At 66.9% G+C, this 16,340-nt stretch carries 21 protein-coding genes; all 21 read left to right on the top strand.

What is annotated here, in order from left to right; all coding sequences use genetic code 11:
- Positions 1-73 precede the first annotated feature (73 nt).
- The 21 genes from AC1Q6E_RS06755 (at position 74) to tatA (ending at position 16,203) form a co-directional block, all read left to right on the top strand.
- Positions 74-1,036 (top strand): tripartite tricarboxylate transporter substrate binding protein, encoded by a 963-nt coding sequence (locus tag AC1Q6E_RS06755; RefSeq protein ID WP_296560072.1) that lies wholly within the window; start codon positions 74-76, stop codon positions 1,034-1,036.
- A gap of 10 nt (positions 1,037-1,046) precedes the next feature.
- Positions 1,047-1,760 (top strand): DUF4286 family protein, encoded by a 714-nt coding sequence (locus AC1Q6E_RS06750; protein ID WP_296560074.1) that lies wholly within the window; start codon positions 1,047-1,049, stop codon positions 1,758-1,760.
- Between the two features lie 386 nt (positions 1,761-2,146).
- Positions 2,147-2,989, top strand: coding sequence for an ABC transporter ATP-binding protein (locus tag AC1Q6E_RS06745; protein WP_152797906.1), 843 nt, complete (start codon positions 2,147-2,149; stop codon positions 2,987-2,989).
- On the top strand, positions 2,989-3,774 hold the full coding sequence (gene mlaE, locus AC1Q6E_RS06740; RefSeq protein WP_152797905.1) for a lipid asymmetry maintenance ABC transporter permease subunit MlaE: 786 nt from the start codon (positions 2,989-2,991) through the stop codon (positions 3,772-3,774). Before AC1Q6E_RS06745 ends, mlaE begins: the two co-directional genes overlap by 1 nt.
- 85 nt (positions 3,775-3,859) lie before the next feature.
- On the top strand, positions 3,860-4,378 hold the full coding sequence (mlaD, locus tag AC1Q6E_RS06735) for an outer membrane lipid asymmetry maintenance protein MlaD (protein WP_152797904.1): 519 nt from the start codon (positions 3,860-3,862) through the stop codon (positions 4,376-4,378).
- Between the two features lie 16 nt (positions 4,379-4,394).
- The gene (locus tag AC1Q6E_RS06730) at positions 4,395-5,183 is read left to right on the top strand and encodes an MlaA family lipoprotein (RefSeq protein WP_152797903.1); all 789 of its coding nucleotides are present in this window, start codon (positions 4,395-4,397) and stop codon (positions 5,181-5,183) included.
- An 8-nt stretch (positions 5,184-5,191) separates the two neighbouring features.
- Positions 5,192-5,857, top strand: a complete 666-nt coding sequence (locus tag AC1Q6E_RS06725) for an MlaC/ttg2D family ABC transporter substrate-binding protein (RefSeq protein ID WP_152797902.1) — start codon at positions 5,192-5,194, stop codon at positions 5,855-5,857.
- A 303-nt stretch (positions 5,858-6,160) separates the two neighbouring features.
- Positions 6,161-7,081, top strand: coding sequence for an ABC transporter ATP-binding protein (locus AC1Q6E_RS06720; protein ID WP_296560230.1), 921 nt, complete (start codon positions 6,161-6,163; stop codon positions 7,079-7,081).
- A complete protein-coding gene (locus AC1Q6E_RS06715; RefSeq protein ID WP_296560078.1) occupies positions 7,078-7,935 on the top strand; it encodes an ABC transporter permease in 858 nt (285 codons plus the stop codon). Before AC1Q6E_RS06720 ends, AC1Q6E_RS06715 begins: the two co-directional genes overlap by 4 nt.
- Positions 7,936-8,088: 153 nt before the next feature.
- Positions 8,089-8,331, top strand: coding sequence for a BolA family protein (locus AC1Q6E_RS06710; protein WP_152798871.1), 243 nt, complete (start codon positions 8,089-8,091; stop codon positions 8,329-8,331).
- Positions 8,331-9,611: a UDP-N-acetylglucosamine 1-carboxyvinyltransferase gene (murA, locus tag AC1Q6E_RS06705; protein WP_152797899.1), complete on the top strand. Its 1,281-nt coding sequence runs from the start codon at positions 8,331-8,333 to the stop codon at positions 9,609-9,611. The genes AC1Q6E_RS06710 and murA overlap by 1 nt, the downstream gene beginning before the upstream one ends.
- On the top strand, positions 9,608-10,297 hold the full coding sequence (hisG, locus tag AC1Q6E_RS06700; RefSeq protein ID WP_152797898.1) for an ATP phosphoribosyltransferase: 690 nt from the start codon (positions 9,608-9,610) through the stop codon (positions 10,295-10,297). The genes murA and hisG overlap by 4 nt, the downstream gene beginning before the upstream one ends.
- Before the next feature lie 134 nt (positions 10,298-10,431).
- Positions 10,432-11,745, top strand: coding sequence for a histidinol dehydrogenase (gene hisD, locus AC1Q6E_RS06695; protein ID WP_152797897.1), 1,314 nt, complete (start codon positions 10,432-10,434; stop codon positions 11,743-11,745).
- A gap of 38 nt (positions 11,746-11,783) precedes the next feature.
- Positions 11,784-12,371, top strand: a complete 588-nt coding sequence (gene hisB / locus AC1Q6E_RS06690; RefSeq protein WP_152797896.1) for an imidazoleglycerol-phosphate dehydratase HisB — start codon at positions 11,784-11,786, stop codon at positions 12,369-12,371.
- Positions 12,372-13,004, top strand: a complete 633-nt coding sequence (gene hisH / locus AC1Q6E_RS06685; RefSeq protein ID WP_152797895.1) for an imidazole glycerol phosphate synthase subunit HisH — start codon at positions 12,372-12,374, stop codon at positions 13,002-13,004.
- Positions 13,005-13,085: 81 nt separating this feature from the next.
- On the top strand, positions 13,086-13,838 hold the full coding sequence (gene hisA / locus AC1Q6E_RS06680; protein WP_152797894.1) for a 1-(5-phosphoribosyl)-5-[(5-phosphoribosylamino)methylideneamino]imidazole-4-carboxamide isomerase: 753 nt from the start codon (positions 13,086-13,088) through the stop codon (positions 13,836-13,838).
- Between the two features lie 168 nt (positions 13,839-14,006).
- Positions 14,007-14,786, top strand: coding sequence for an imidazole glycerol phosphate synthase subunit HisF (gene hisF / locus AC1Q6E_RS06675; protein WP_296560082.1), 780 nt, complete (start codon positions 14,007-14,009; stop codon positions 14,784-14,786).
- Entirely contained in the window at positions 14,786-15,211 is a 426-nt protein-coding gene (gene hisI / locus AC1Q6E_RS06670) for a phosphoribosyl-AMP cyclohydrolase (protein WP_296560085.1), read from the top strand. The genes hisF and hisI overlap by 1 nt, the downstream gene beginning before the upstream one ends.
- Entirely contained in the window at positions 15,208-15,558 is a 351-nt protein-coding gene (locus tag AC1Q6E_RS06665; protein WP_152797891.1) for a phosphoribosyl-ATP diphosphatase, read from the top strand. The genes hisI and AC1Q6E_RS06665 overlap by 4 nt, the downstream gene beginning before the upstream one ends.
- Entirely contained in the window at positions 15,551-15,904 is a 354-nt protein-coding gene (locus AC1Q6E_RS06660) for a histidine triad nucleotide-binding protein (protein ID WP_152797890.1), read from the top strand. The genes AC1Q6E_RS06665 and AC1Q6E_RS06660 overlap by 8 nt, the downstream gene beginning before the upstream one ends.
- A gap of 59 nt (positions 15,905-15,963) precedes the next feature.
- A complete protein-coding gene (gene tatA / locus AC1Q6E_RS06655) occupies positions 15,964-16,203 on the top strand; it encodes a Sec-independent protein translocase subunit TatA (RefSeq protein WP_124691501.1) in 240 nt (79 codons plus the stop codon).
- Positions 16,204-16,340: the final 137 nt, after the last annotated feature.

The raw sequence follows: 16,340 nt of genomic DNA, 5'->3' as shown, positions 1-16,340 counted from the left end.
ACAGCCCCTTGGACCCGGCCCTGGTGGGGCCGGCCGTCCCGCGCTCGTCCCGCCTGAAAGGAGACAAGACACCATGATTTCCATGAGATCCGCGGTTGTTTTTCCCGCCGGCTGCCTGCTGGCGTGCTCGCTCGCGTGGGCGGACTACCCCGAGCGTCCCGTTCGCATCATCGTGCCCTACGAAGCGGGGGGCGGCGCCGACATGATCACGCGCCTGGTCGCGCTGCGACTGGGCAACCGCCTGAAGCAGAGCGTGATCGTCGAGAATCGCGGCGGCGGCAGCAATACCATAGGCATGAACGCGGTGGCCAAGTCGACGGCCGATGGCTATACGCTGGGCCTGGTCACGCCGACCTTCGTGATGACGCCGCTGCTGATCAAGAACCATCCGTACAAGCCGTTGGCCGATTTCGCCGCGGTCGGCATGGTTGCCACCGCGCCATTGGCCCTGGTCGTGCATCCCAGCGTACCGGCCCGATCCGTGCAGGAATTGATCGCCATCGCCAAGGCCCGTCCCGGCCAGTTGAACTTCGCGTCTGGCGGCGTCACGTCCACCCAGGGGCTGGCGGGCGTGCTGTTCGCCTCGATGGCCGACATCGACGTGGCCAACGTTCCCTACAAGGGCAGTTCGCAGGCCATGACCGATCTGCTGGCGGGCAACGTGCAATTCATGTTCAACCCCATGGCGTCGGTGCTGCCGCACATCGCCAGCGGCAAGCTGCGTGCCGTGGGCGTGTCGAGTGAGGTCCCCGCGTCGCTGCTGCCCGGTGTGGGGACGGTCGCCGCGGCGGTCCCCGGCTACCACGTCACGGGCTGGTTCGGATTGGTCGCGCCCGCCGGCACGCCCGGCCCGGTGGTCGACCGGCTTAACCGCGAACTGGCTTCCATCCTCGAGGCGCCCGGGGTTGCCGAGCAGATGAAGGAGTGGGGCCTGGAGCCCAAGCCGATGGCCGTGCGCGATTTCACGGCCCTGCTTGAGGCGGAAAGCCGCAAGTACGCCGAGATCATCAAGACCCAGAACCTCGCACTGGAATGAAGGAGCGACCATGAACGACAGTAGTCATACGCGACAGGATGCCTTGCACATCGGCCGGCAAGGCGCAGGCGGTGCGATCCTGTTCTCGGAGATGCGCCCCGAGGCCGCCTGGGAGGGCGAGTTCAATAGCTGGTACGACACCGAGCATATTCCGGTTCGCATGGCCGCGCCCGGTTTCATCGGCGCGCGCCGGTATCGAGCCACCGAGAGCGACGACTACCTGGTCGTCTACGAGATGGCGTCGATGGCTGCGCTGGCGACACCTGAATACGATCGCATCAAGAACCAGCCCAGCGAGCTGACCCGCCGCATGCTGGGCGAGGTGCACGGCTTCACGCGGTATCTGGGCGAGACTTTGGCTGTCGCGGGCGGCGCCCGGGCCGACGCGCTCGATGCGCCGCTGCTGTTCGCGGCGATGTTCGACGTGCCGCCGGCGGAGCTGTCCGATTTCGATGCCTGGTACGAGCAGGACCATGTGCCGCTGTTGCTGGAATGCGGCGACTGGCTGATGGTGCGCCGCTTTCACCTGATGGCGGGGGAGCCCCGGCCCTTCAACCGGCTGGCCCTGCATTATCTGGCTTCGGAGCAGGCGCTGTCGTCGCCCGCCCGCGACAAGGCCCGGCAGACGCCCTGGCGTGAGCGGATGGCCGGGCGTGACTGGTTCGGCAAAGGCCGCTACGCCGTGTTCCGGCGTTTCGGCCGGGCGCAGTCCGCGTCCCGCTAGTGGGGTCGGCAGCGCTGATATTAATCAGCGCTTAAAAACATGGTGGCACCATGCCCCGAGTCATCCGGCCGGATCTCGGGGCGTTTTCATGTGGATACAGGCCGGGCGGGCGGTTGTTGTAAAAAACGTAAACCGGCGCGGGGCGCCGTGGTTCATAATCTGCACTCTTCCATGGGCCATGCGGCCGGGATCCGGCGTGCCATGGGCAGAATGAGCATACGCCGTCGGCAAGACGCGGCGCACGCGCCGAGAGGCAAAACCCGCTGCCGCCTAAGGGTTAGCACGGTGCCCAGGCGTGCTGCTGTTAGAATCCCTTGCTGGATTCCCTACGAATCCGCCGGTTTTTTGCAAGCAACGCCCATCTTTTCAACTCTTCTTGCCTCTACATGCCTGATTCGGCACGATCTACGCATTCCCCTACCGATGTGGCGCTAGCCTTCGACGGCCTGTCGGTGGGCTATGGCGACCGTGTCATCCTGCGGGACGTCGACATGCAGGTCCGTCGCGGACAGGTGGTGGCCATCATGGGCGGCTCCGGGTCAGGCAAGACTACGCTGCTGCGCGCGGCCACGGGCCAGTTGCCGCCCCAGGCCGGCAAGGCGCTGGTCCTGGGGCAGGATATCGGGCGGTTGTCGGGCAGTCATCTGTTCGATCTGCGCAAGCGCATGGGCGTGCTGTTCCAGCAGGGGGCGCTGTTCACGGACCTGGACGTCTACGAGAACGTCGCATTTCCGCTGCGCGAGCATACGTCCATGACGGAGCAGGAAATCCTGGAGCGGGTGCTGTCCAAGCTGGACGCCGTGGGCCTGAAGGCGGCCGCCTTCCTGCGCACCTCGGAAATCTCGGGCGGCATGGCGCGCCGGGTCGCGCTGGCGCGGGCCGTGGTGCTTGAGCCCGAACTCATCCTGTACGACGAGCCGTTCGCCGGCCTGGACCCCATCTCCATGGGCGTGACCGCGCAATTGATCCGGACCATGACCGACCGGCTCGGCTGCGCCTCGGTCCTGATCACGCACGACGTGCAGGAGTCCTTCCACATCACCGACCAGGTCTATCTGCTGGGACGTGGAACCGTCGTCGCCGGCGGCACGCCGGCCGAGCTGTCCGCGTCGCAGGACCCGTTCGTGCACCAGTTCCTCCACGGCGAGCCCGACGGTCCGGTGGCTTTCCAGTACCCCGAGACGCCTGCCTACCAGGCCTGGCTCGAACGCCAGCGGAGGATGCGCTGATGGCCCTGACCCGTTTCCTGATTTCGGTGGGGGCCGGCACCCGCGCCTCCATCGTCGGCCTGGGCGCGTTCGCCCGGTTCTTCGTCGAGTTGCTCTTCAAGAGCGGCACCGCGCTGCGCCGTCCGCGGCTGGTGGTGCAGCAAATCCATTTCATCGGCAACTATTCGCTGGTGATCATTGCCGTATCGGGCCTGTTCGTCGGCTTCGTGCTGGGGTTGCAGGGGTATTACACCCTGAACCGCTATGGGTCCGAGCAGGCGCTGGGCCTCCTGGTCGCGCTCAGCCTGGTGCGCGAACTGGGGCCCGTGGTGACCGCGCTGCTGTTCGCCGGCCGGGCCGGGACCTCGCTCACCGCTGAAATCGGCCTGATGAAGGCGGGGGAACAGTTGTCGGCCATGGAGGTCATGGCCGTGGATCCCGTGAGCCGGGTGCTGGCGCCGCGTTTCTGGGGCGGCGTGATCGCCATGCCGCTGCTGGCGGCGGTGTTCTCGGCGGTCGGCATCCTGGGCGGCTGGGGCGTGGGCGTCCTGCTCATCGGCGTGGACGACGGTGCGTTCTGGTCGCAGATGCAGAACGGCGTCGACGTCTGGAAGGACGTCGGCAACGGCGTGTTCAAAAGCGTCGTCTTTGGCGTGGCGGTCACGCTGATCGCGCTTTACCAAGGCTATTACGCCAAGGCCACGCCCGAGGGCGTGTCGCGCGCGACCACGCGTACCGTCGTGGCCGGATCGCTGGCGGTGCTGGGCCTGGACTTCCTGCTGACGGCCTGGATGTTCGGCAACTGAAACAGGGCGCGGCGCCCGCCGGGCGGCCGTTGCAAGAATTGGCTAAGGGACCCGCCGTACGGGCAGGGGACCGGAGGAATATGAGATGTCGCGAGAAAAAGTCGATCTCTGGGTGGGAATATTCGTGCTGGTGGGCGCGCTCGGCCTGGTTTTCCTGGCGCTCAAGGCGGGCAACCTGCTGAGCGTGTTGTCGGTGGGCAAGACCTATGCGGTGACGGCCAACTTCGACAATATCGGGGGCCTCAAGCCCCGCGCGGCGGTCAAGAGCGCCGGCGTGGTCGTCGGGCGGGTCTCCAGCATCGCGTTCGATGACAAGATGTTCCAGGGCGTGGTGACGCTGGACCTGGACGCGCGCTATTTGTTTCCCACCGATTCGTCCGCCAAGATATTGACGTCGGGGTTGCTGGGCGAGCAGTACATTGGCATTGAACCCGGTGGCGACGACAAGAATTTCGCTCCCGGCGACAAGATCCGCTATACCCAGAGCGCGGTCGTGCTGGAGAACCTGATCAGCCAGTTCCTCTACAGCAAGGCCGCCGAGGGCGGTACCGGCAAGCCCGCGGAAGGTGGTTCCGCCGGCGCGGCAGAACCCGCCGCGAAATGACGACGAGCATATGAAGATGAACAAGAAAAACCTGGCATTGATGGTGCTGGCCGCGGGGCTGGCGGGCTGTGCCACCGCACCGGACGGGCGGCCGGCCGACCCGCGGGATCCCCTGGAGGGATTCAACCGCGGCATGTACACCTTCAACGACAAGGTCGATCGCGCCGTACTCAAGCCGGTGGCGCAGGGCTACGTGAACGTGGTGCCGTCGCCGGTGCGCAGCTGCGTGCGCAACATGTTCGCCAACGTGGGCGACGTGATGTCGGCCATCAACAGCTTCCTGCAGAACCGCGCGCCGGATGGCATCAACACGACCTTCCGCGTCCTGCTGAACACCACGATGGGTGTGTTCGGCTGCTTCGACCTCGCCACGCAGAACGGCCTGCCCCGCAACAAGGCCGATTTCGGACAGACCCTGGGCGTCTGGGGTGTCGGTTCCGGTCCCTACCTGGTGCTGCCGCTGCTGGGACCCAGCACCATCCGCGACGCGGGCGGCACCGCCGTGGATTTCCTGGCCGATCCGGTCGCGGTCGGCAACATCGACAACGTGCCCGTGCGCAACAGCGTCTATGGCCTGCGGGTCGTGAACGCGCGCGCCAACCTGCTCGAGGTGGGCAACCTGCTCGACCAGGTCGCGCTGGATCCGTATACCTTCACCCGGGACGCCTACCTGCAGCGGCGCGCCAGCCTGATCCGCGGCGCGACTGGCGGGGAAAACGCCCTGCCGGACTATTCACTGCCCAACTACGATGACGATGACGATGCCACGGCGCCCGCCTCGGCATCGGGTACGCCGAAAAAGTAAGGATTTCCATGATTTCGAAAGACATGACGGTACCCACGGCGGCCACGCCCCGGATCTCGGCCTGGTTGCTGGCGCTGGCCGCCAGCCTGGTCCTGGCCATGGGCGGCATGCAGGCGGCCCGGGCGCAGGGCGCCGGTTCGCCCGAATCGCTGATCCAGCAGGTCACGGGCGAAGTCCTGGCTGCCATCAAGGCCGATCCGTCGGTGCAGTCCGGCAGTCCGCAGCGCTTGCTGCAACTGGTGGACCAGAAGATCCTGCCTTACGTCGATTTCGAGAAGACGACGCGGCTGGCCGCCGGGCGCTACTGGCGCCAGGCGACGCCCGAGCAGCAGAAGGCGCTGGTCAAGGAATTTCGCACCACGCTGGTGCGTACCTATAGCGGCGCGGTCTCGTCCGTGAAGCAGCAGACCGCCGTGGAACTGCGGCCCTCGCACTATCCGGCCGACGCCACGGACGTGGTCGTGAAAACCGTGATCAAGCAGCCGGCCGGCGATCCCGTTCCGGTGGATTACCGCATGGAGAAGGCGGGTCAGGGCTGGAAGATCTACGACGTGAACGTACTGGGCGTGTGGCTGATCGAAAACTACCGCAACCAGTTCTCGCAGCAGATCGGCCAGAACGGCGTCGATGGGTTGATCAAGTCGCTGGCGGAGCGGAACGCAATGTTTAAATGACCCCCCTACGCGCTGACGCGCGCCCCGAATGGTGGACCCCAGCCGCTATGCGGCAGCCCCCCAAGGGGCCGGGACCCGCCTTGGGGCGGCCCGGCGCCGGGTCCCGTGGGGCGAGGGGTTCTTGCCCATTTTGTCCATCCTCTATAATGGGGAATTGCCCGGCGTTTGCCGGGATTTGCGCTTTTGGGGGCCTCGCGGGCCCTTCCCGGCGCGGTAGTGTTTTCTGATCAAGCCATGTCATCCGCCGTTCGCATCGAGCATGTTTCCAAGGTGTACCCCAGGCAGACCAGCCTGTGGCGGCGCATGGGCGCCGGCCAGGCGGTGGATGGGTTCCAGGCGCTGAACGATGTCAGCCTGGACATCGCCCAGGGCGAGTTCTTCGGGTTGCTGGGGCCGAACGGCGCGGGCAAGACCTCGCTGATCGCGATCCTGGCGGGGCTGTCGCGCGCCACCACGGGCCAGGTGTCCATCTGCGGCTATGACGTCGTGTCCCAGTTCCGCGCCTCCCGGCGGGCGCTGGGCGTGGTGCCGCAGGAACTGGTGTTCGACCCGTTCTTCACCGTCCGCGAGACGCTGCGCATCCAGTCGGGCTATTTCGGGCTGCGCAACAATGACGCCTGGATCGACGAGATCCTGGAAAACCTGGGCCTGACCTCCAAGGCCGACGACAACATGCGCGCGCTGTCGGGCGGCATGAAGCGGCGGGTGCTGGTGGCGCAGGCGCTGGTGCACCGGCCGCCCGTGATCGTGCTGGACGAACCCACCGCCGGCGTGGACGTGGACCTGCGGCGCACGCTGTGGCAGTTCATCTCGCGCCTGAACCGCATGGGCCACACCATCCTGCTCACCACCCACTACCTGGAAGAAGCCGAGGAGCTGTGCGGCCGCATCGCCATGCTCAAGGCCGGCCGCATCGTCGCGCTGGACACCACGCGGGCGCTGCTGGCCAAAGTCGGCGGTTCGCGGCTGGTGCTGCACATGGGGGCATCGGGCTGGCCCGCGGGCAAGAGCCGCGCGCTGGACGAGCGGCTGGTGCAGCGCCAGGGCAACCGGGCGGTGCTGCGCATGGACAACAGCACGGAACTGGAGTCCCTGCTGGCGCAGGTCCGCACGGCCGGCGGCGCCATCGAAGGCATCGAAGTGCTGCCCGCCGATCTCGAAGATGCTTTCCTGAACATCATGCACGGGGACTCCGCCTCGGCGTCGCTGGAGAAGGCGGCATGAGCGTCGTCGCACGGCCGCCCGAGGGCGGCGTTTCCACCACCGGTCCCGAGGCCGCCAAGCCGTCGGGTTTCGTCGGCCTGCAGCCCAACCTGAACGCGGGCTCCGGTTTCCTGACGCTGTTCTACAAGGAAATGCTGCGCTTCTGGAAAGTGGGGTTCCAGACCGTGGGCGCGCCGGTGATGACGGCGGTGCTGTACCTGCTGATCTTCGCCCATGTGCTGGAAGGCCGCGTCACGGTCTACAACACCGTGCCGTACACGGCCTTCCTGATCCCCGGGCTCATGATGATGAGCATGCTGCAGAACGCGTTCGCCAATTCCTCGTCGTCGCTGATGCAAAGCCGCGTCACCGGCAACCTGGTGTTCATGCTGCTGCCGCCGCTGACCCACTGGGAAGTCTTCAGTGCCTATGTGCTGGCGGCCATCGTGCGCGCCCTGTTCGTCGGGCTGGGCATCTACGCGGTGTCGCTGTTCTTCGCCGAGCCGCGTTTCGCCGAGCCGCTGTGGATGCTGGTGTTCGGCGTGCTGGGCAGCGGCATCATGGGGGTGCTGGGGCTGGTCGCCGGGATCTGGGCCGAGAAGTTCGACCAGATGGCGGCATTCCAGAACTTCCTGATCATGCCGGCAACCTTCTTGTCCGGGGTATTCTATTCCGTGCATTCGCTGCCGCCGTTCTGGCAGGCGGTGTCGCACTGGAACCCGATCTTCTACACCATAGACGGCTTCCGCTACGGGTTTTTCGGGGTCTCCGACGTCACGCCCTGGCACAGCCTGGCGGTGGTGGCGGGGACGTTCCTGGTGGTGGCCGCGTTCGCGCTGCGCCTGTTGTCCACCGGCTACAAACTTCGTTATTGAGATGAAAGCCCCCCCCCTACGCGCTGACGCGCGCCCCCCAGGGGGCGGCACCGGCGGACCGGCAGAGCCGGATCCGCGGTGCCCTGGGTCGGGCGGTGTGCTTTCATCGGCCGCGGGTCGCGCGCGGCGTTATGGATAACTGAAATGAGCACCATGCTTCCCTCTCCCGAGCAGGTCCGGCAATACATCCTCGACGGACTGCCCTGTGAACATGTCGACGTGCAGGGCGACGGCCAGCACTTCGAGGCGGTCATCGTCAGCGCCGAATTCGCGGGCAAGCGCCCCATCGCGCGGCACCAACTGGTCTATGCCGCGCTGGGCGAGCGTATGCGGGAAGAAATCCATGCCTTGTCGATGCGCACTCTCACTCCCCAGGAATTCAAGGCGGGCAATTGATGGATAAGCTGCAGATCACTGGCGGTCGTCCCCTGCGCGGCGAAGTCGAGGTGTCGGGCGCGAAGAACGCCGCGTTGCCTTGCCTGTGCGCGTCGCTGCTGACCGCCGATGCGGTCACGCTCGAAAACGTGCCCCAGCTCAATGACATCGGCACCACGCTGCGCCTCCTGCGCCAGCTGGGCGTAAAGGCCGAGCGCGCCAGCCAGCCGGGCGACCGCGTCGTGCTGGAGGCCAGCCGGGTCGAGTCGCTCGAGGCGCCGTACGAGCTGGTCAAGACCATGCGCGCGTCGATCCTGGTGCTGGGCCCGCTGGTCGCGCGCTTCGGCGAGGCCCGGGTCAGCCTGCCCGGCGGCTGCGCCATCGGCCAGCGGCCGATCGACCAGCACATCAAGGGGCTGGCGGCCATGGGGGCCGAGATCAGCATCGAGCATGGTTTCGTCGTGGCGCGGGCCAAGCGCCTGAAGGGGGCCACGATCCGCACCGACATGATCACGGTGACGGGCACCGAGAACCTGCTGATGGCCGCCGTGCTGGCCGACGGGCTGACCGTGCTCGAGAACGCCGCGCGCGAGCCCGAGATCGTCGACCTGGCGGAAATGCTGATCAAGATGGGCGCCCGCATCAGCGGCCACGGCACGGACCGCATCGTGATCGAGGGCGTTTCCCGGCTGCACGGCACCACCCACCGGGTCATGCCGGACCGCATCGAAGCCGGCACCTTTCTGTGCGCGGTCGGCGCTGCGGGCGGGGAAATCGTGCTGCGCAACGCCGATCCGGCCAGCATGGGCGCCACGCTGGACAAGCTGGCCGAGGCCGGACTGGCCATCGAGTGCGGCACCGACTGGGTCCAGGCGGGCATGAACGGCCGGCCGCGCGCGGTGGGTTTCCGCACCCTGGAATATCCCGGATTCGCGACCGACATGCAGGCTCAGCTGATGGCCTTGAACGCCATCGCCGAAGGAACCGCGGTCATTACCGAGACCATCTTCGAAAACCGCTACATGCACGTGCAGGAGCTGCGCCGGCTGGGAGCGGACATCGAGATCGACGGCCACACGGCCGTGGTCAAGGGCGTGGCGGGCCTGTCGGGAGCCACGGTCATGGCGACCGACCTGCGGGCGTCGGCCAGCCTGGTCATCGCGGGACTGGTCGCCGACGGCCAGACCACCATCGACCGCATCTATCACCTGGACCGCGGCTACGAACAGATGGAGCGCAAGCTGCTGCAACTGGGCGCCGACATCCGCCGCGTGGGCGGATCCGGAGGGCAGGCACGATGAGCGCCTTCGCTCCGGCGGATCCGAACACGCCCATCACGCTGGCGCTGTCCAAGGGCCGCATATTCTCCGAAACCATGCCCCTGCTGGCCGAGGCCGGCATCACGGCGGCGGAAGATCCGGAGAAGTCCCGCAAGCTCATCCTGCCGACCAGCGATCCCGGGGTGCGCATCATCATTGTGCGGGCGTCGGATGTCCCCACCTATGTCCAGTACGGCGCCGCCGACCTGGGGGTGGCCGGCAAGGACGTGTTGATCGAGCACGCGGCCCAGCATCCGGGCGGCCTGTATCAGCCCGTGGACCTGCGCATCGGCAAGTGCCGGCTGTGCGTGGCCGTGCCCGAGGGCTTCGACTACGCCAGCGCGGTGCGCCAGGGCGCCCGCCTGCGCGTGGCGACCAAGTACGTGCAGGCCGCGCGCGAGCATTTCGCCGCGAAAGGGGTGCACGTCGACCTGATCAAGCTGTACGGGTCGATGGAGCTCGCGCCGCTGATCGGGCTGGCCGACGTGATCGTCGACCTGGTGTCCACGGGCGGGACCTTGCGGGCCAACAACCTGGTCGCGGTGGAAGATATCATGGACATATCGTCACGCCTGGTGGTCAACCAGGCGGCCCTGAAGACCCGGCGACACCGGTTGCAGCCTCTGATCGACGCCTTCGCGCGCGCCAGCCTGGCCATGCCGGCCTGATCTGGCGAGATCCGCGAGGCGTTCGCCGCGCGGCCAGCCCGCCGCGCCATGCAGAGGCTGCGCCGTCCATCGCCGCCGCGCCGCCGGCGCGGGGCAGGGCTGCCTTCCGGAAACCGATTTTGCAGAGCTAGCGTATGTCCCTCATCAACCGACTCGATACCCGTAGCGACGACTTCCGAACCCGCCTGCACGCGCTGCTGGCCTTCGAAGCGTCCGAGGATGCGTCCATCGAACGCGCCGTGGCCGATATCCTGCTGGACGTCCGCACCCGCGGCGACGGCGCGGTGCTGGAATACACCCGGCGTTTCGACCGAGTCCAGGCCACGTCCATCCGCGAACTGGACATTCCCCGCGCCGACTGGGCCGCGGCCCTGGAGGCGCTGCCGGGCGAGCAGCGCGCCGCGCTGGAGGCCGCCGCCGACCGTATCCGGGTCTACCACGAGCGCCAGCGGACCGAGACCTGGACCTACACCGAACCCGACGGCACCGTGCTGGGGCAGAAGGTCACCCCGCTCGACCGCGTGGGCCTGTACGTGCCCGGCGGCAAGGCCGCCTACCCATCGTCGCTGCTGATGAACGCCGTCCCGGCCAAGGTGGCTGGCGTGGGCGAGGTCGTCATGGTCACGCCCACGCCCGACGGCGTGCGCAATCCCATGGTGCTGGCCGCCGCCGCCATCGCCGGCGTCGACCGCGTGATCGCCATCGGCGGTGCCCAGGCGGTGGGGGCGCTGGCCTATGGCACGCCCTCCATCGCCCCGGTCGACAAGATCGTCGGACCCGGCAATGCCTATGTCGCCGCCGCCAAGCGGCGTGTCTACGGCACCGTGGGCATAGACATGATCGCCGGTCCGAGCGAGATCCTGGTCATCTGCGACGGCAAGACGCCGGCCGACTGGATCGCCATGGATCTCTTCTCGCAGGCCGAGCACGACGAACTGGCCCAGGCCATCCTGCTGTGCCCCGACGCCGGCTACATCGCGCAGGTCGAGGCCGCCATCGCCCGGCTGCTGCCCACGATGCCGCGCGCGGACATCATCCGCACCAGCCTGGCCAACCGCGGCGCGCTGATCCTCGTGCGTGACCTGGCCGAGGCCTGCGCCATCGCCAACGACATCGCGCCCGAGCACCTGGAAATCTCCACCGCCGAGCCCGAGCGCTGGGCCGACCTGATCCGCCACGCCGGCGCGATCTTCATGGGAACGCACAGCTCGGAGTCGCTGGGCGACTACTGCGCCGGCCCCAACCACGTGCTGCCGACCTCGCGCACCGCGCGTTTCTCGTCGCCACTGGGCGTGTACGATTTCCAGAAGCGATCGAGCCTGATCAAGGTCTCCGGCGCCGGCGCGCGTACCCTGGGCCGCGTCGCCGCCACCCTGGCCCATGGCGAAGGGCTGCAGGCGCACGCGCGCAGCGCCGAATATCGCCTGGACGACGGCAGCGCCTCGTGACGCCGCCGCCCATTCACCCCGACCATCCGGAAACGATCATGCGTACCGCCGAGATCACCCGCAATACCAACGAAACGCGCATCCGCGCGGTCGTCAACCTCGACGGCACCGGCAAGCAGAACCTGCAGACCGGCGTGCCGTTCCTGGACCACATGCTCGACCAGATCGTGCGCCATGGCCTGATCGACATCGACGTCGTGGCCGACGGCGATCTGCACATCGATGCCCACCACACGGTCGAGGACGTCGGCATCACGCTGGGCCAGGCCGTCGCCAAGGCGGTTGGCAACAAGGCCGGCATCCGCCGCTACGGCCATGCCTACGTGCCCCTGGACGAGGCGCTGTCGCGCGTGGTGGTGGATTTCTCGGGCCGCCCCGGCCTGGAGTTCCATGTGCCCTTCACGCGGGCGATGATCGGCCAGTTCGACGTCGACCTGACCCGCGAGTTCTTCCAGGGCTTCGTCAACCATGCCCTGGTGACGCTGCACATCGACAACCTGCGGGGCGCCAACGCCCACCACCAGTGCGAGACCGTGTTCAAGGCGTTCGGCCGGGCGCTGCGCATGGCGCTCGAAGTCGATCCGCGCGCCGGCGGCACCGTGCCGTCGACCAAGGGAGTCCTCTAGATGACGCGCATTGCCATCGTCGACTATGGCATGGGTAACCTGCGCTCGGTCGCCCGGGCGCTTGAACACGTGGCGCCCGAAGCCGAGGTGCGCATCTGCAGCGATGCGGCCGGCGTGCGCGCGGCCGACCGGGTCGTGTTCCCGGGGCAGGGCGCCATGCCCGACTGCATGCGCTACCTCGAGGAAACCGGCCTGCGCGAGGCGGTGATCGAGGCGTCCCGCAGCAAACCCCTGCTGGGCGTGTGCGTGGGCGAGCAGATGCTGTTCCAGCGCAGCGAGGAAGGGCCGGCCGACGGCCTGGGCCTCTTCGACGGGCAGGTCGTGCGCTTTGCCGGTCCGGCCTTCGAAGGCCCCGAACGGCTGAAAGTGCCCCACATGGGCTGGAACCGCGTGCGGCAGACCCTGTCCCATCCCCTGTGGGAGGGCGTGGCCGACGATACCTATTTCTACTTCGTGCACAGTTACTATGTGGCGCCCGCCGATCTAGGGGTAATTGCCGGTCAATCCGATTACGGGGTCGCCTTTACCTGCGCCGTAGCCAGGGATAACATCTTCGCAACTCAGTTTCACCCTGAGAAAAGCGCGGGGGCTGGCTTGCGTATCTACCAGAATTTCGTGCGGTGGAGCCCGTGAGTCCTGTCAGCCGACACGGCCCCCTTCTTCCGTCCCGCAGTCCAGTTAGCGCCACTGATTCGAACGACATCCTGATTCGCCATGCTCCTTATTCCCGCGATTGATCTCAAAGACGGTCGTTGTGTCCGCCTGCGTCAGGGCGATCTCGACGATGCCACCGTATTTTCCGAAGAACCCGCCGCCATGGCCACGCACTGGCTGGAACAGGGCGCGCGCCGGCTCCACCTGGTGGACCTGAACGGCGCCGTGGCCGGAAAACCCAAGAACGAAGCCTCCATCAAGGCCATCCTCGACGCCGTGGGCGACGAAATCCCCGTCCAGATCGGCGGCGGCATACGCGACCTCGATACCATCGAGCGCTATCTGGACAACGGCATTTCCTACGTCATCATCGGCACCGCGGCGGTCAAGAATCCCGGGTTCCTGCACGACGCCTGCAGCGCCTTTCCCGGCCAGATCATCGTCGGCCTGGACGCCAAGGACGGCAAGGTGGCCACCGATGGCTGGAGCAAGCTCACCGGCCACGATGTCACCGACCTCGCCAAGAAGTTCGAGGACTACGGCTGCTCGTCCATCATCTACACCGACATCGGGCGCGACGGCATGCTGTCGGGCGTCAACGTCGAGGCCACGGTCAAGCTGGCCCAGCACGTGCGCATCCCGGTCATCGCCTCGGGCGGCATCGCCAACCTGACCGATATCGAGAAACTCTGCGCCGTCGAGGACGAAGGCGTGGAAGGCGCCATCCTGGGCCGCAGCATCTACGAGGGCACGCTGGACTTCCAGGCGGCGCAGGCTCGCGCGGATGAGCTAGGTACCCCCCCTACGCCCTGACGGGCGCCCCCCAGGGGGCGATGCGGGTGGACCGGCGGAGCCGGATCCACCGCATCCTGGGGGAACAACCGCGGTGCCCAAGGTGGGCTGCGTTCTTGGGGAATGGGCGTATCGTAGTGGCTGGGCGGAAGGATTCTGCGCCCGGCAACGCGTGTTTTTTGGAATTCTGTGATGTTGACGCGTCGTATTATCCCTTGTTTGGATGTGACTGCTGGTCGTGTCGTCAAGGGGATCAATTTCGTGAATCTGGTCGATGCCGGGGATCCGGTGGAGATCGCGCGCCGGTATGACGACCAGGGCGCGGACGAGATCACGTTCCTGGACATCACGGCGTCGAGCGACCAGCGCGACATCATCCTGTCCGTGATCGAGCAGGTGGCCTCGCAGGTGTTCATTCCGCTGACGGTGGGCGGCGGCGTGCGGCAGGTGGCGGATGTGCGCCGGCTGTTGAACGCGGGCGCCGACAAGGTGGGCATCAACACCTCGGCCGTGACCAATCCCGACCTGGTGCGCGAGGCCTCCGGCCGCTACGGGGCCCAGTGCATCGTGGTGGCCATCGACGCCAAGCGGGTATCGGGCGAGGGCGAGGCGCCGCGCTGGGAAGTCTTCACGCATGGCGGGCGCAATGCCACCGGGCTGGATGCCGTCCAATGGGCGCGCAAGATGGCCGAGTACGGCGCGGGCGAGATCCTGCTGACCAGCATGGACCGCGACGGCACCCGGTCGGGCTTCGACCTGGCGCTCACGCGCGCGGTGTCCGACGCCGTGGCCATCCCCGTCATCGCCTCCGGCGGCGTCGGTTCGCTGAAGGACCTGGCGGACGGCATCACCGAGGGCCATGCCGATGCGGTGCTGGCCGCCAGCATCTTCCACTACGGGCAGCACACGGTGCAGGAGGCCAAGCGCTTCATGGCCGAGCGCGGCATACGCATGAGGCTGGACGACTGATGGATACCGTACCCGAGACCCTGTCCGCCGGCCAGGAAGCCTGGCTGGACGCCATCGTCTACGACGATCACGGCCTGGTGCCCGGCATCGCGCAGGACGTCACGACCGACAAGGTCATCATGTTCGCCTTCCTGAACCGCGAATCGCTGCGCGAGACCCTGCGCACCGGCAACGCCACCTATTGGTCGCGCTCGCGCAACCGCCTGTGGCGCAAGGGCGAGGAATCCGGCCACGTCCAACGTGTGCGCGAGATCCGGCTCGACTGCGACGGTGACGTGGTGCTGCTGCGGGTCGAGCAGGTGGGCGGGATCGCCTGCCATACCGGCCGCGAGCGCTGCTTCTACCGCCGCCTGGAAACCGAAGGCGGCGCGCACTGGGTCGAGACCGACCCGGTCCTGAAGGATCCGGAGAGCATCTACAAATGAACGATTTCCTGGCGCAACTGGCCGACACCATCGCCAGCCGCCGGCCCGACCGGGGCGGCTCGCCCGAGACGTCCTACGTGGCCCGGCTGCTCAGCAAGGGCCCGGACGGCATCCTGAAGAAGATCGGCGAGGAAGCCACCGAGACCGTGATGGCGGCCAAGGACGGCGTGCCGGAAAAGATCATTTACGAGACCGCCGATCTCTGGTTTCATTGCCTCGTCATGCTGGAGTATTACGGTTTGCGTCCCGAACAGGTCGTCGCCGAGCTCGCGCGGCGCGAAGGCCTGTCGGGTTTGGATGAAAAAGCCGCCCGAGCCGGCAACGCCACGAAACAACGAGATGAGTGACAACTGTATTTTCTGCAAGATCGCGCGCGGGGAGATCCCCTCGCGCAAGGTCTACGAAGACGACGAAATCTTCGCTTTCCACGACATCCATCCCATCGCGCCGGTACACTTCCTGGTCATCCCCAAGCGGCACGTTCCGTCGCTGCAGGACGTGGCCGCGAGCGACGTACCGCTGTTGGGTAGAATGCAGGTTCTGATTCCCCGCCTGGCGCTCGAAGAGGGCTGCCGCCCCGGCCCGGAAGGGGGGTTCCGTCTGGTCGCCAACAATGGCGCGGACGGTGGACAGGAGGTGCCGCACCTGCACTACCACGTGATAGGCGGCCCCCGCCCCTGGAAGCGCGACTGAGCCGGGCGCTTCGCCCGGATTGACTGGACGATTTTCCGCCGCAAGGCGTGGAGCATGTAATGGGTAGCTTTAGCATTTGGCACTGGCTGGTTGTCCTGGTGATCGTGGTTCTGATCTTCGGCACCAAGAAACTGAAGAACCTCGGGCAAGACCTGGGCGGCGCCGTGAAGGGATTCAAGGAAGGCATGAAGGAAGGCGGCGACGCCGCGGCCTCCAATTCGGAAACCACCTCCGCCGACCCCAAGCGCGTCTCCGCCGATACCATCGACGTCGAGGCCAAAGAAAAAGAACGGACCTGACAGGACCTCCCTCCAGGATCCATGATCAATACGAAGGCGCTGCGCGCTATGCCAACAACCTGCCCATCCGAGGGCACCGCGGATCCGGCTTTGCCGGTCCGCCAGTGCCGCCCCTTGAGGGGAGCGGTCGGAGACCG

The organism is Pigmentiphaga sp. MLSB6-MA01 (genome assembly GCF_058793475.1).
Note: the sequence above shows the minus strand (reverse complement) of the source record. Positions and strands in the feature narration are given on the sequence as shown.